The following is a 14,445-nucleotide window of genomic DNA, read 5'->3' as shown; positions in this document are numbered from 1 at the left end:
TCTTTTATTTACGGTAATTATTTAGTTGCTTTGCACCGTCAATTAAGCATCTATCTGATGAAAATAGTAAATAGTATTAAAGATTTGAAGGCTTATCTTGCTGAGGCAAAGCAGGATAATAAGAAAATTGGCTTTGTTCCTACCATGGGAGCACTGCATAATGGACATCTTAGCTTGGTACAACATTGCGTGAAAAACAATGATGTATGTGTAGTCAGTGTTTTTGTAAATCCAACCCAATTTAATGACAAACACGACTTGGAAACGTATCCCCGTACGTTGGAGGCTGATTGTGCGTTATTAGAATCTGCCGGTTGTGACTATGTATTCGCTCCCTCTGTAGAAGAGATGTATCCGGAGCCAGATACCCGTACGTTTGATTTGGGAACGGTATCTGAGGTAATGGAAGGCGCTAAGCGTCCGGGGCATTTTAACGGTGTAGCGCAGGTGGTAAGTAAATTGTTCTATATCGTGGAGCCGGATAACGCTTATTTCGGGGAAAAGGATTTCCAGCAGATCGCTGTGATCCGGGCGATGGTGAGACAATTGAATATCCCTGTAACGATCAATGCTTGTCCGATCGTTCGTGAGGGCGATGGCTTGGCCTTGAGTAGCCGGAATACCCGTTTGACACCGGAACAACGTCAAAAAGCTCCGTTAATTGCTCGTACGTTAAAAGAAAGTACTACCTTTGTGCCCGGAAAAAGCGTACAAGAAGTGATTGACTATGTTGTCAATACGATTAATAGCGATCCTGTCATGGAAGTTGAGTACTACGAGATCGTAGATGGCAATACGTTAGAGTCTATCAAGAACTGGTCGGATACCGATTATCCGGTAGGTTGCATCACGGTATATTGCGGAGAGGTACGTTTGATCGACAATATCAAATACTAATTATAAGTCATACATGTTTATAGAGGTAGTAAAGTCAAAAATTCACCGGGTAACGGTAACGGAAGCTAACTTAAACTATATCGGTAGCATCACTATCGACGAGGATTTGTTGGACGCCGCTAATTTGATTGCGAACGAGAAGGTCTCGATCGTGAATAATAATAACGGAGAACGTTTTGAGACGTATATTATCAAGGGCGAACGTGGCTCGGGAGTGGTTTGCTTGAACGGAGCGGCTGCCCGTAAGGCTCAACCCGGAGATATTATTATCGTTATGTCGTATGCCATGATGGATTTCGAGGAGGCGAAAACATTCAAGCCTTCCGTGGTATTTCCCGATACGGCGACAAATAAGTTGATATAGCAGACGCTAGGCTTTGTAGAGATCTCTAATCATAAGAAAAGCTCGTCGGGATGCGGCGGGCTTTTTTTATCTTCATAAATTTAAGTAATAAGCGAGTTATGTACACGAACAGGAATATATGGAATGTTAGCTACCCGATCTTTTTGAGCTTGTTGGCGCAAAACGTGATAAACGTGACTGATACGGCTTTTCTAGGTAGGGTTGGTGAAGTCGAGTTGGGGGCTTCCGCTATGGGAGGACTTTATTATATCTGCGCTTTTACGATTGCCTTCGGTTTTAGTACGGGATCTCAAATCGTGATTGGCCGTAGAAATGGAGAGGGACGTTATGACCAGATAGGGCCTGTCATGATACAAGGCGTTTTCTTCCTATTGTCGCTGGCTGCTATATTGTTCTTGTTTTCTCGTTTTTTCGCGGGAGACGTGATGCGTGTATTGATTTCTTCGGACGCTATCTTGAATGCCACGGAGGAATTTTTGGATTGGCGTGTGTTTGGCTTCTTCTTCTCTTTCGTGAACGTGATGTTCCGGGCTCTTTTTATTGGTATTACTCGTACAAAGGTGTTGACATTGAACGCTGTCTTGATGGCAATGACGAATGTCTTACTGGATTATCTTTTGATTTTCGGACATGCCGGATTCCCAAAGATGGGCATTCAAGGGGCGGCTATCGCTTCCGTCATAGCCGAGGCGGTATCGATTCTCTTTTTCGTGGTTTACACGAGACTTACCGTAGATATACGTAAATATGCGCTTAACCAGATTCGTTCTTTTGATTTTGGCTTGTTGAAACGGGTGCTGGATATTTCCGTGTTCACGATGCTGCAATATTTCTTGTCTATCGCTACTTGGTTTATGTTCTTTATCGCTGTGGAGCATTTGGGGCAACGGGAGTTGGCGGTGGCGAATATCGTACGTAGTATTTACGTCGTGATGTTGATTCCCGTTAATTCCTTGGCGACCACGACAAACACGTTCGTGAGTAATAGTATCGGGGCGGGAGCGATCAATCAAGTTATACCGACTATCTGGAAGATCTGTAAGTTATCGTTGGGCATTATGGTCGTGTTTGCCGCTATTGTCAGTTTGATGCCGGGATGGGTCGTGTCTGTTTATACGAATGACGCTTCATTAGTGGCGGCCTCGGTTCCATCCGTCTACGTGATTGTCGGTTCTTTATTGATCGGATCGGTAGCTAATGTGGCGTTCAACGGGGTGTCGGGTACGGGAAATACACGTTCTGCGCTTTTTATGGAAGCGGCGGTATTGATTCTGTATGTGCTTTTTGTATATGTCGCTGGGATGCGTTTGCGTTTGCCGGTAGCCGTATGCTTCTTGACAGAGGCTATTTACTATAGTGGATTGCTCGTCGCTAGCGTAATCTATTTAAAGAAAGCCTCTTGGCAAAATAAGAGAATATAAGTATATGAGGGGAAAAAAACACGTACGTCTTTTTTCGAAAACACGTACGTGAATTCTGAAAAACATGTACGTGTTTTTTTGAACTGTGAATATTGGGAAATTGTTCGTATTTTTGTATTGTAATCAAATAAGAAAGGTAACTCATGTCCACGAAGCAATGTGAAGATATGTTGGTAGGAAAAGGAGTACGGCCTACTGCCGCACGGATCCTTGTCTTGCAAAAATTATCAGAACGAACCAGCCCGGCTTCCCTGTTCGAATTGGAGGCGGAGTTGGAGACGTTGGATAAATCGACCATTTCCCGTTCATTGGCCTTGTTATTGGAACATCATGCGATCCATTCTTTCGAAGATGGTAGTGGCTCTATAAAATATGAGATATGCCAGAGCCGTTCGGAGACATGCCCAGTGGGTGATAGGCATATTCATTTTTTCTGCGAGGTATGCCGTAAAACCTCTTGTTTAAATAATATCAAGATCCCGGTCGCTCAATTGCCGGAAGGATATATAATGGATACCATTAATTATACGGTAAAGGGTGTTTGCCCATTGTGTAATAAGCGACGTTCCCAGAAACCCTGATAATTTGCAATCAAGTTGCAACTCCCTTCTCTTACCTTTGTACCGTAATCAAGAAGTAAATAATTAAAATAGATAAGATTATGAGTACAACATGTGGATGCGAACATTGCCATTCGCACGGAAGTTCCGGTTTATGGATGCCGACGGTTTCTTTCGTTTTGTTGGTGATAGGACTTATCGGGAAGTACTCGGGGATAAGTTGGTTTGCTGAGTCTTGGATAGAGGCTATTTGGTTTCTGGTCGCTTTTTTGCCGGTAGGACTTCCTGTTATGCGAGAAGCTTGGGAAGCGGCTTTGCAGAAAGACTTTTTTAGTGAGTTCTCGTTAATGGCGATCGCCTCGATCGGGGCGTTTTGTATTGGGGAGTATCCCGAGGCCGTAGCCGTGATGCTTTTCTATACGGTAGGAGAGAGGTTGCAACTTCTAGCCGTGAATAAAGCTTCGAAGAATATCAGTGACTTATTAGATGTCCGGCCGGAACGAACGGATGTATGGCGGACGGGTACATATATGAATGTATCTCCGAAGGATGTGAAAGTAGGCGAGCGGATCGAGGTGAAGCCCGGCGGACGTGTGCCTTTGGATGGCGTTTTATTGGAAGCCGAGGCACAGTTCGATACTTCGGCATTAACTGGGGAAAGTATGCCTCGTTCTATCTGTGAGGGTGAGGAGGTGCTTGCCGGAATGATTGCGCAGGGACAGGCGGTACGTATACAAGTGAATCGGCCGTACGAGCAAAGTGCCTTGGCCCGTATTTTGGCTTTGGTGAAAGATGCCTCGGAGCGGAAAGCGCCGGCGGAATTGTTTATTCGGCGTTTCGCACGGATTTATACCCCAATCGTGATTCTTCTGTCGTTTCTAATCGTGTCGGTTCCAGCCTTGGTAGGGATGGTGACGCCTTCTTTCCAGTATGTTTTCTCGGATTGGTTATATAGGGGATTGGTTTTCTTGGTTATTTCTTGTCCTTGTGCCTTGGTTATAAGTGTTCCGCTCGGGTATTTCGGTGGTATAGGCGCCGCTTCTCGTGCCGGGATATTATTTAAGGGCGGTAATTATTTAGATGCGATCACACGGGTAAATACGGTAGCGTTCGATAAGACCGGTACATTGACTACCGGGCGTTTTGAGGTCACAACGGTGGAAAGCACGGGTATCCCGGCTTCTGATCTTTTGAGTGTTTTGTTATCAGTAGAGCGGAAAAGTACCCATCCGGTAGCGCAGGCTGTAGTTCGCTATGCGGAAAAACAAGATAGCGTGCCGATGGAAATCACTGACATGCGGGAATTGGCAGGGCATGGTGTCGAGGCTATCGTGAACGGTCGGCAGGTGCTTGTCGGTAACATTCGTTTATTGGCCGAACGTGATATTCCTGTCCCGAAGGAATTATCCGATAGTGTTTCTACCGTGGTGGTTTGTGCGATCGATGGGAAATATGCGGGGCATCTTCTCCTTTCGGATACCTTGAAGAAGGATGCCGTGGATGCGATTCGTCGGTTAAAGGATCTGGATGTTAAAAATATTTGCTTGTTGTCCGGGGATAAGCAAGAGATCGTGAATCAATTCGCTGAGCGTTTGGGTGTCGATAAAGCGTATGGTAATCTGCTGCCGGAGGATAAAGCCGCTTATATAGAGCGATTAACGGCGGAGCCGGATAAGTCGGTTGCCTTTGTGGGCGATGGGATGAACGATGCGCCGGTACTGGCTTTAAGTGATGTCGGTATTGCGATGGGTGGATTGGGATCGGATGCGGCCATCGAGAGCGCGGACGTGGTTATCCAAACGGACCAGCCCTCTAAAGTAGCGGAAGCTATTTCTATCGGACGTGCTACCCGGAATATCGTCCGTCAGAATATCGTGGGATCTATTGGCGTGAAGGTGATAGTCCTTGTGGCGGGAGCCTTCGGTTTTGCCACGCTTTGGGAAGCTGTTTTTGCGGATGTAGGCGTATCTTTGCTGGCGGTTCTTAATTCGATCCGTATACTAAAACGTTGAGAAGTGAAGAATTTCGAGATCGCTTTCATCGCATACTCATCTCTTTTTCGTACCTTTGCCCCTTAATCCAGTAGAAAATAATATAAATACACATACGAATTATGTTTGAGAACTTAAGCGAAAGGTTAGACAGATCGTTTAAACTGTTGAAGGGCGAAGGCAAGATTACCGAGATCAATGTGGCGGAAACATTGAAGGATGTGCGTAAAGCGTTGTTGGATGCCGACGTCAATTATAAGGTTGCCAAGAGTTTTACGGATACGGTAAAAGAGAAGGCTTTAGGACAGAATGTGCTTACATCGGTTAAGCCTAGTCAGTTGATGGTTAAGATTGTTCACGATGAGTTGGCCAGCTTGATGGGAGGTACGGCAGTCGACGTGAATTTGCAGGGAAATCCCGCCATTATATTGATGTCCGGTTTGCAAGGTTCGGGTAAGACTACTTTCACAGGTAAACTAGCGTCTTTATTAAAGACCAAGAAAAATAAGAAACCATTATTAGCCGCTTGCGACGTGTATCGTCCGGCAGCTATCGAGCAGTTGCGTGTAGTCGGAGAGCAGGTAGGTGTTCCGGTATACATGGAATTGGAGAATAAGAATCCGGTGGAGATCGCTATGAACGCTATCCGCGAGGCACGGGCTAAAGGCAATGACGTCGTGATCGTGGATACCGCCGGTCGTTTGGCTATCGATGAGCAGATGATGAACGAGATCGCCGCTATCAAGAGCGCTATCCAGCCGGATGAGACCTTGTTCGTAGTAGATGCCATGACGGGTCAGGATGCCGTGAATACCGCGAGGGAATTTAATGAGCGGCTGAACTTCGACGGCGTCGTACTTACGAAGTTGGATGGTGATACCCGTGGTGGTGCCGCTTTGTCGATCCGTACGGTTGTTGATAAGCCGATTAAGTTTGTCGGTACGGGCGAGAAGATGGATGCCTTGGATATTTTCCACCCTGAACGTATGGCGGATCGAATCTTAGGCATGGGTGATATCGTGTCTTTGGTGGAACGTGCGCAAGAGCAATATGACGAGGAAGAAGCGAAACGTTTGCAGAAGAAGATCGCTAAGAACCAGTTCGATTTTAACGACTTTATCTCCCAGATCCAACAGATCAAGAAGATGGGTAACTTGAAAGAGCTGGCATCTATGATCCCGGGCGTAGGAAAGGCATTGAAAGACGTGGATATCGATGATAACGCGTTCAAGAGTATCGAGGCTATCATTTATTCGATGACTCCGGATGAGCGTAGCAACCCGGCTATTTTGAATGGCTCACGCCGTCAGCGTATCGCCAAAGGTAGCGGTACGAGCATCCAGGAGGTGAACAAGCTGATCAAGCAATTTGATGAGACCCGTAAGATGATGCGTATGCTTACTTCCGCAAAGTCGGGGAAGATGAAGCTACCTTCGATGAAGCCCTCGTTCAGACGTTAATTAACAGGAGACAATCAATAATATGGAAGAACAACATTATCAATTGCTGGATGGTAAGGCCGTTTCCGCTCAGATGAAGAAGGAGATGGCTGAGGAGGTGGCCCAGATCAAGGCTGCCGGAGGTAAGATCCCTCACTTGGCCGCTATTTTGGTGGGCCATGACGGTGGTAGCGAGACTTATGTGGCTAGTAAAGTCAAGACTTGTCAGGAGATTGGTTTTAAGTCTACCTTAATTCGCTTTGAGGAGGATGTTACAGAGGAAGAATTGCTTCGTAAGGTCGATGAGTTAAATAATGATCCGGATGTGGATGGCTTTATCGTACAGCTTCCGCTTCCGAAACATATATCCGAGCAGAAGGTGATTGAGGCGATCGATTATCGTAAAGACGTGGACGGTTTCCATCCGATTAACGTGGGACGTATGTCTATCGGTTTACCTTGTTTCGTATCGGCTACGCCTGCCGGTATCTTGGAATTATTGAAGCGTTATCATATCGAGACGCAAGGAAAGCATTGCGTGGTTTTGGGACGCAGCAATATTGTCGGCAAGCCGATGGCTACCTTGATGATGCAGAAATCTTATCCGGGCGATTGTACGGTGACCGTATGCCATAGCCGTTCTAAGAACTTGAAGGAGATGTGCCTGTCTGCTGATATTATTATCGTGGCTTTAGGTGTTCCTGAATTCTTGAAAGGGGATATGGTGAAGGAAGGCGCCGTGATCGTAGACGTGGGAACAACCCGTATGCCAAGCAGCGTAACCAAGAGCGGATTTAAGTTAACGGGAGATGTCTTGTTTAACGAGGTGGCTCCTAAATGTTCCTATATCACTCCGGTTCCGGGTGGCGTAGGGCCTATGACAATCATTTCTTTGATGCGTAACACATTGTTAGCGGGAAAGAAAGCGATCTATAAGTAAGTGGATGGATAAAAAAGTTCGCAAAAGGTTTGTGTAATCAGAATTTATACCTATCTTTGCGCCGTCTTAAAGGGGGAATCCTTTGAAAGGCGGATATGGTGAGAGTAGCTCAGTTGGTTAGAGCATCGGATTGTGGTTCCGAGGGTCGTGGGTTCGAGCCCCATCTTTCACCCATTGTGGTTTTTTAGATAAAAATCTTGTTATGAATAAAACAAGGTTTTATGAACCAAGGTGTCTGTGAAGAATGAAAGGTTTTTTTATATGGTGAGAGTAGCTCAGTTGGTTAGAGCATCGGATTGTGGTTCCGAGGGTCGTGGGTTCGAGCCCCATCTTTCACCCTAGAATGAGAAAAGGATATGTCTATTAGGGCATATCCTTTTTCTATTTCTTATAATGGGCATTGTAAGTCTTTTATGATGCCCATCATAAGGAGCTTACAATAGGCATTGTAAACTCCTTATGATAGCGATCGTGCTGACCTACTCTTCGGTATATAAACCTTCTCTTGATAATTGCTTATCCAGATTCGCTACACCGAGGGCTATGATAGCGGTAACCGTAGCCGTATGTTCTTGGTATTCGGGGATGTTCTTTGTGTATAAATCCCGTTCCGTATGCCAGATTTCGCCGTAATCAAAATCATATCCTTTGAAATCTTCTGTGGTGAAACCTAATGTGGGGACACCTTCGATGGCGAAAACTGATGCGTCTGTTCCCCCCATGCGTGTCGGGCGTTTACGGGGTTCACGAACTTTTACCTCGAAAGGATAGTCCGGACGGATTTTTTGGATGGGTTCGCTGATCTTCACGAAATCATCATACATGGCTTGAGGGACGGAGATACCGACAGGAGGTTCCGGGCCACCGTCACGATTGAACAAATTAGCGATTTTGGGTAATTTATCCTTATGCGCTTTCACCCAAGCTTGTGCTCCTAATAAGCCAAATTCCTCACCGGCGAATCCGATAAATAAGATCGTGCGCTTAGGCTTGGCTCCGGATTTGGCGATCATGCGAGCGGCTTCCATCATCGGTCCGATTCCAGTACCGCAATCGATGCCTCCGGTAGCCACGTCGAAAGCATCTAAGTGACCGCTGATAATAACATATTCGTCCGGGTATTTGCTGCCTTTGATAGATGCTACGACATTATGGTATTTAACCGGGCCTAATTTAAAATGATTACGAATATCGAACTCTAGTTCGAATGTACGTCTCTCTTTCACCATTTGTTCGATGATCGCGAATTGATGCTCGTCTAATTTGATATCCGGAAGTTCCGGCAGATTGTCGAAGTTCGTATTCGGGTCGTTCATCATTTTCCGGTCGTATAACGCACGGATAGGTACGGTGGAGGATTGGATAAAACCTAAAGCTCCGGCCTCGCACATTTCCTTATAATATAATCCGGGGAATTCTTTATAAGGCAACATCTCGTTTTTCTCCCCGTTTTCCCAGTTGCGGCGTCTTAGATCATTGTTTTTCTTCATGATCTCGCTGTTCTCTTTCTTGATCTCCGCACGGATGGAATCTCCCGAGGCGGAGCGGTCGATAGGCCAACCTGCGTTTTTCCCTGAGATAAGAACCCAAGCACCATTCAACCTTCCTTTGATTTGCTGGAACTCCTCGTCGTTACGAGGCTCCATCACCGCATGCCCACGTTGCACGCCTTTCGTTCCGGAAGTGTAGGAAGGGGTGGCGAAATGCAGGATCATTCCGTTGTCGCTCAACAAGCGTCCGAACCAAGGTCCTCGATTAAAGCCGACAGGGACGGTACCGGCCTCTTCTAATTGGACATCGAGTCCCCAACTCTTAAACTCACGCACCATCCACTCGGCGGCGTTCTCATAAGCGTCGGAACCGATTAAACGTCCGCCAAAGCGGTTCGTAAGGATATCCAGCTGATGCATCACTTGATTGTCATTCTGACCCATCTCGATAATTTTCTTTACGGCCGCATCCTGCGCTGGTACAGGAGAAGTCGCCATGCAGGCTAGCGCCGCACAAACGAGTAAAATCTTTTTCATAAAGTAGTGTTTATTTCATTACTGCAAATAAAAAGATAAAATCGGGTTACACCAAATAATTTGTCTGTTTAAGTCGGGGTTTCTTTTAAATTTTATAATTTAAGTACTGGATATGTAAAGCTTAATGTTATTCTTTTATATAACTTTGCGGCGTAAACAGGATTGGCGAATGAAAACACTGCGTAGCTTACAATGGTTAAGGCCCCTTTTGGTGGTACTCTTCATGAGTTACTACGTAGGTGGTACGACCTTTACCCATACGCACTATTTCCTGACATACAGTATCACTCACTCTCACCCTTATTTGCCGGGTACCGATGGCTTGCCCCATCATGATCATAGTGCGGCCGGTTTTAATACGATCGAGGAGCTGACAGGGTTATGTATGGAATTGATACCAGACTTGTCGGTGGTTATGGCTTTGGTATTTTTGATGAGGGTGGTTTCCTGGCCAGGAAAAGGGATAACATTACACCCTGTTTGGCGTGCCATACTGCGTGCTCCCCCTTGTTTAGTATGAAATATGGATCAAGCAATTAGAATCACTTTTTATACTAAACATTTTACGCATCTTATATGAAATCTATATTTTTACTATTGCTTCCAGCGATAGTACTATGCTCTTGCCATACCCAAAAGCAAGAGGATGAGTCTGCGAATGCCGTAACACTCAAAGGGGATATTATACATATCGGTTCCGAATCTCCTGTTTTATCCAAATTGACAAAGGAAACGGTTAAACGGGAACCTTATCGTATGGAGTTTACCACCTCGGGGGTCGTACAGGCGATTCCTTCTAATTATGCGGAGGTGGCTTCACCGGTAAGCGGGCGAATTACGAAATCGTTCGTTCGCTTAGGGCAGAAAGTGGCCCCCAGTAGTCCGATCTTCGAGATTAGCGCTCCCGCTGTTTATGAGGCGGGGAAATCTTATTACCAAGCTCGCCAAGAGATGGAACTGGCTTTGAAAAGTTTGAATCGGGAGAAAGACTTGATGAAAAACAAGGTTGGTGTCCAAAAGGAATTGGAAGAGGCCGAGGTGAATTACGAGTTAAAGAAAAAAGACTATGAGAATATGGTAGCCGCATTAAAAGTCTTTCAGATTAATCCGGATGAAATGGCTTTGGGGCAACCATTGATCGTTCGCTCGCCTATAGCCGGTGAGGTCGTGAAAGATCGGATCGTAATCGGGCAATATATGAAAGAGGACGCCGAGCCAGTAGCTGTCATCGCCGATTTGAGCAAGGTATGGGTGGTCGCCCATGTAAAAGAGAAGGATTTGAGTTTAATACAGGCTTTGGATGAGGTGGAAATTCGGTTGGTAGCCATGCCGGATAAACCGATATCGGGAAAGATTTATCATATCAGCGAGATGCTGGACCCCGATACCCGTTCGGTGGAGGTCTTGATCGAGTGCGATAACAGTACCCGTTTGATGAAACCGGAGATGTACGGCACGGTCAAGTTGAGCGACCGTGAGGCGGAGGTAATCCGTATACCTACTTCCGCTATCTTGCAGGAAGAGGAGAATATGTACGTATTGGTGGAATTGGGGAATAACGATTATCGGAAACAAAAGATCGAGACCGGCCTTACTGAAGATGGCAAGACGGTGGTTTTATCCGGCTTGAACGTAGGTGACGAGATCGTAGCTACGGGAGCGTTTTATTTACTTGACGCACGCTAACGGATTATGAAAAGGATTATTTACTTGGCGATACATCGGCGAGGACTGATGTTCGTGTTATTTCTGTTCTTAGCGATCGTTGGTTATTATTCTTGGACGCGGTTGGCGATAGATGCTTATCCGGATATCGCCGATACCACCGTGCAAGTCGTGACGCAAGTTCCCGGATTGGCCGCCGAGGAGATCGAGCAACAAATCAGTATTCCGATCGAGCGGGCTATGAATGGTCTGCCGGGACTAAACGTAATGCGTAGCAAGAATACGTTTGGTTTATCTACGGTCGTATTGGTTTTTGATGATGGTATTGAGGATTATTGGGCCCGGCAACGTGTACAAGAGCGGTTGGTAGACGTGGAGCTTCCTTATAATGCGGTTCCCGGCTTAAATCCTTTGACTTCGCCGACGGGAGAGATCTTTCGTTATGTGGTGGAAAGTGACCGTTTAGACTTGAGGGAGTTGACCGATTTGCATAAATGGGTAATTATTCCGAGACTGAAACAGGTTACGGGTGTAGCGGATGTAAGTAATTACGGCGGTATCACTACCCAATATCAGATCGAGGTGAACCCTTATAAGATGGAGCAATACGACATTACCTTAGGGGATATTACGGAAAAGATAGAGAAGAATAACGTGAACGCCGGTGGTAGTATGTTAAGCCGGGGGGATTTGAGTTATGTGATCCGTGGAATCGGTCTGGTTAAGGACTTGGAAGACTTGGGACATATCGTGATCAAGACCGTGAATGGTGTCCCGGTCTACTTGAATGATATCGGTAAACTGAAATACGGAAACTTGGAGCGTAAGGGCGTTTTAGGTTTTACGGACGATACCCGTGATTACTCCGATGGCGTGGAAGGTATCGTGCAAATGCTTAGGGGGGAGAATCCGTCCCGGGTGTTGGATGATGTGCATAAGGCGGTAGACGAACTAAATAACGAGACACTTCCCGAGGGAACCCGTATCCATCCGTTTATGGATCGTACGGATTTGGTTAATACGACCTTGCATACTGTATCGCATACGTTGTTCGAGGGTATGGTACTGGTTGTCTTAGTACTGATCTTATTCTTGGGGAGTTGGCGTGGCGCTTTGTTGGTGGCCTTAACCATTCCCTTGTCTCTATTGATTGCCTTTATCTTGATGCATGTTACGAATATTCCTGCGAACCTACTTTCCCTAGGCGCTATAGACTTCGGTATTTTGGTAGACGGAGCGATCGTGATGATGGAGACGGTCTTGAAGAAAAGGGAACGGCATCCGGATGAGGTATTGACGGAAGATTCGATCTTGCGCCGTACGACTGAGGTGGCTCGCCCGATCTTTTTCTCTACATTAATTATTATAACGGCCTATCTTCCTTTGTTCGCTTTTGAGCATATTGAGAAGAAATTGTTTACGCCGATGGCTTATACCGTAGGGTATGCTTTGCTGGGCGCTTTGTGCGTGGCCTTGTTCTTGATTCCGGGATTGGCCTTTTATGCGTATCGTAAGCCGGGAAAGATTTACCATAATCGTTGGTTGGAGAAACTTTCCACGGCTTATCATTCACAAATTGCCCGATTGATGGAGAAGCCAAGACGGGTTATTGTACCGTTACTGGCGATATTGCTGGGAGCGGGGATTTTAAGTTATACCGTAGGAAAAGACTTCTTGCCTCCGTTGGATGAGGGGGCGATCTGGATACAGGTACAGCTTCCTCCGGGTATTTCCATTGAGAAATCTAAGGAGATGGGGGCGGAGCTTCGGAAGACTTTGAAAGAGTTTAAGGAAGTCTCATATGTAATGACCCAAGTAGGTCGCGATGATGAGGGGGCGGAAGCGTTCTCACTCTCCCATGTGGAGTGTGGCGTGGGATTGAAGCCCTATAGTACATGGGAGTTCGGTAAGACGAAAGCGGATTTGATCGAGGAGATGGCAGCTAAGTTGGAGACTATGCCCGGCTACTCGGTCGGTTTTTCACAGCCGATCATCGATATGGTGATGGATCAGATCGCCGGGGCTCATAGTGATTTGGCGTTGAAGATCTATAGCGATGATATTACGGAAAGTCGCCATATCGCAGATCAAGTCGCTAATGTGTTGAAGGAAATACCGGGTGCTGCCGACGTAGCGGTAGATCAAGAGCCTCCGTTGCCGCAATTGCAGATTATCGCGGATCGTGCCCGTATCGCCCAGTATGGCTTGAACGTGTCGGATGTGGCTGATTTGATTGAGTTAGCGATCGGTGGAGCCTCTATTTCCCAGATATTTGTCGGAAGTAAAAGTTATGACGTGATTTGTCGTTTCGATGACGCTAGCCGCAATTCTCCCGAACGTATCGGTAATCTATTGCTGACTACCGGTTCCGGTACGAAGATTCCTCTTTCGCAAGTAGCGGAGATTAAGATGACAACCGGTGCCAGTACGATTACCCGTGAGATGAATAAGCGGCACTTGACGGTACGGGTTAATTTACGTGGCGTGGACTTGACAGCGTTCTTGAATAAGGCGAATGCGTTGATTGATAAAGAGGTGAAATACGATCATGATTCCGTGCATTTGAAATGGGCCGGACAGTTCGAGAACCAGCATCGTGCGTATGCCCGTTTGGGGGCTGTGGTTCCTTTGGCGTTGGGACTGATGCTGCTTCTGTTGTTTGCGGCTTGCGGTAAATTCCGGCAGGCGGCTTTGATGATGAGTGTCGTTCCCTTGGCTTTGTTTGGTGGTATGTTGGCGTTGAATGTGCGGGGAATGACATTGAATGTTTCCTCGGCGGTTGGTTTTATTGCCTTGGTCGGTGTCGCTATCCAAAATGGCGTGATCATGATTTCCCATATCAATAACTTACGTACAAGGGAACGAGATTTGAAAGATGCGGTGATAACGGGAACTAAGCACCGTTTCCGTCCGATCTTGATGACGGCTACGGTTGCGGTCTTGGGATTGCTTCCTGCCTCTGTTAGTACAGGTATCGGTTCGGACGTGCAGCGTCCCTTGGCTACGGTAATCGTTTACGGGCTTTTATTTGCTACGGTTATTACGCTTTATGTACTTCCCGCTTTATACTATATGATCGAGAAACATTATGAGGGGAAGGATTTGACGCCGGTATCGGAGGAAAAAGAGCTGCACGCTTAA

The 14,445-nt window shown here is 46.3% G+C and carries 11 protein-coding genes and 2 tRNA genes; 12 read left to right on the top strand and 1 reads right to left on the bottom strand.

Annotated features, from left to right (window positions below; genetic code table 11):
* Positions 1 to 57: 57 nt before the first annotated feature.
* The 9 genes from panC (at position 58) to D7V92_RS17510 (ending at position 7,950) form a co-directional block, all read left to right on the top strand.
* The gene (gene panC / locus D7V92_RS17550; protein WP_121773397.1) at positions 58 to 897 is read left to right on the top strand and encodes a pantoate--beta-alanine ligase; all 840 of its coding nucleotides are present in this window, start codon (positions 58 to 60) and stop codon (positions 895 to 897) included.
* 13 nt (positions 898 to 910) lie between these two features.
* A complete protein-coding gene (panD, locus tag D7V92_RS17545) occupies positions 911 to 1,261 on the top strand; it encodes an aspartate 1-decarboxylase (protein WP_005861624.1) in 351 nt (116 codons plus the stop codon).
* A 98-nt stretch (positions 1,262 to 1,359) separates the two neighbouring features.
* Positions 1,360 to 2,682, top strand: coding sequence for an MATE family efflux transporter (locus D7V92_RS17540; protein WP_008774105.1), 1,323 nt, complete (start codon positions 1,360 to 1,362; stop codon positions 2,680 to 2,682).
* Between the two features lie 143 nt (positions 2,683 to 2,825).
* Positions 2,826 to 3,263, top strand: a complete 438-nt coding sequence (locus tag D7V92_RS17535; RefSeq protein ID WP_008774104.1) for a Fur family transcriptional regulator — start codon at positions 2,826 to 2,828, stop codon at positions 3,261 to 3,263.
* Between the two features lie 80 nt (positions 3,264 to 3,343).
* A complete protein-coding gene (locus D7V92_RS17530; protein ID WP_121773396.1) occupies positions 3,344 to 5,254 on the top strand; it encodes a heavy metal translocating P-type ATPase in 1,911 nt (636 codons plus the stop codon).
* Positions 5,255 to 5,355: 101 nt separating this feature from the next.
* Positions 5,356 to 6,693: a signal recognition particle protein gene (gene ffh, locus D7V92_RS17525; protein WP_005861632.1), complete on the top strand. Its 1,338-nt coding sequence runs from the start codon at positions 5,356 to 5,358 to the stop codon at positions 6,691 to 6,693.
* Between the two features lie 22 nt (positions 6,694 to 6,715).
* Entirely contained in the window at positions 6,716 to 7,612 is an 897-nt protein-coding gene (gene folD, locus D7V92_RS17520) for a bifunctional methylenetetrahydrofolate dehydrogenase/methenyltetrahydrofolate cyclohydrolase FolD (protein WP_005865864.1), read from the top strand.
* Positions 7,613 to 7,710: 98 nt separating this feature from the next.
* A tRNA-His gene (locus D7V92_RS17515) sits at positions 7,711 to 7,784 on the top strand.
* A 92-nt stretch (positions 7,785 to 7,876) separates the two neighbouring features.
* Positions 7,877 to 7,950, top strand: a tRNA-His gene (locus tag D7V92_RS17510).
* 141 nt (positions 7,951 to 8,091) lie between these two features.
* Here D7V92_RS17510 and D7V92_RS17505 read toward each other — a convergent pair.
* Positions 8,092 to 9,639, bottom strand: a complete 1,548-nt coding sequence (locus D7V92_RS17505; RefSeq protein WP_009018582.1) for a M28 family metallopeptidase — start codon at positions 9,637 to 9,639, stop codon at positions 8,092 to 8,094.
* A gap of 169 nt (positions 9,640 to 9,808) precedes the next feature.
* Between D7V92_RS17505 and D7V92_RS17500 the strand changes: the two genes are divergently transcribed.
* From D7V92_RS17500 to D7V92_RS17490, 3 genes are read left to right on the top strand one after another with little or no spacing between them, the layout of a single operon-like run.
* Positions 9,809 to 10,159, top strand: a complete 351-nt coding sequence (locus D7V92_RS17500; RefSeq protein WP_009018581.1) for a hypothetical protein — start codon at positions 9,809 to 9,811, stop codon at positions 10,157 to 10,159.
* 56 nt (positions 10,160 to 10,215) lie between these two features.
* Positions 10,216 to 11,325: an efflux RND transporter periplasmic adaptor subunit gene (locus D7V92_RS17495; RefSeq protein WP_121773395.1), complete on the top strand. Its 1,110-nt coding sequence runs from the start codon at positions 10,216 to 10,218 to the stop codon at positions 11,323 to 11,325.
* Positions 11,326 to 11,331: 6 nt separating this feature from the next.
* The gene (locus tag D7V92_RS17490) at positions 11,332 to 14,445 is read left to right on the top strand and encodes an efflux RND transporter permease subunit (protein ID WP_121773394.1); all 3,114 of its coding nucleotides are present in this window, start codon (positions 11,332 to 11,334) and stop codon (positions 14,443 to 14,445) included.

The organism is Parabacteroides sp. CH2-D42-20 (assembly GCF_003670185.1).
GTDB classification, from domain to species: domain Bacteria; phylum Bacteroidota; class Bacteroidia; order Bacteroidales; family Tannerellaceae; genus Parabacteroides; species Parabacteroides distasonis.
The sequence above is the reverse complement of the archived record's forward strand: the minus strand, read 5'-3'. Positions and strand labels throughout refer to the sequence as shown.

What these genes read in the sequence shown, in the direction of transcription:
- panC (WP_121773397.1), top strand. Translation starts at nt 58, where the DNA reads ATGAAAATAGTAAATAGTATTAAAGATTTGAAGGCTTATCTTGCTGAG.
- ffh (WP_005861632.1), top strand. Translation starts at nt 5,356, where the DNA reads ATGTTTGAGAACTTAAGCGAAAGGTTAGACAGATCGTTTAAACTGTTG.
- D7V92_RS17530 (WP_121773396.1), top strand. Translation starts at nt 3,344, where the DNA reads ATGAGTACAACATGTGGATGCGAACATTGCCATTCGCACGGAAGTTCC.
- D7V92_RS17505 (WP_009018582.1), bottom strand. Translation starts at nt 9,639, where the DNA reads ATGAAAAAGATTTTACTCGTTTGTGCGGCGCTAGCCTGCATGGCGACT.
- D7V92_RS17500 (WP_009018581.1), top strand. Translation starts at nt 9,809, where the DNA reads ATGAAAACACTGCGTAGCTTACAATGGTTAAGGCCCCTTTTGGTGGTA.
- D7V92_RS17535 (WP_008774104.1), top strand. Translation starts at nt 2,826, where the DNA reads ATGTCCACGAAGCAATGTGAAGATATGTTGGTAGGAAAAGGAGTACGG.
- folD (WP_005865864.1), top strand. Translation starts at nt 6,716, where the DNA reads ATGGAAGAACAACATTATCAATTGCTGGATGGTAAGGCCGTTTCCGCT.
- D7V92_RS17540 (WP_008774105.1), top strand. Translation starts at nt 1,360, where the DNA reads ATGTACACGAACAGGAATATATGGAATGTTAGCTACCCGATCTTTTTG.
- D7V92_RS17490 (WP_121773394.1), top strand. Translation starts at nt 11,332, where the DNA reads ATGAAAAGGATTATTTACTTGGCGATACATCGGCGAGGACTGATGTTC.
- D7V92_RS17495 (WP_121773395.1), top strand. Translation starts at nt 10,216, where the DNA reads ATGAAATCTATATTTTTACTATTGCTTCCAGCGATAGTACTATGCTCT.
- panD (WP_005861624.1), top strand. Translation starts at nt 911, where the DNA reads ATGTTTATAGAGGTAGTAAAGTCAAAAATTCACCGGGTAACGGTAACG.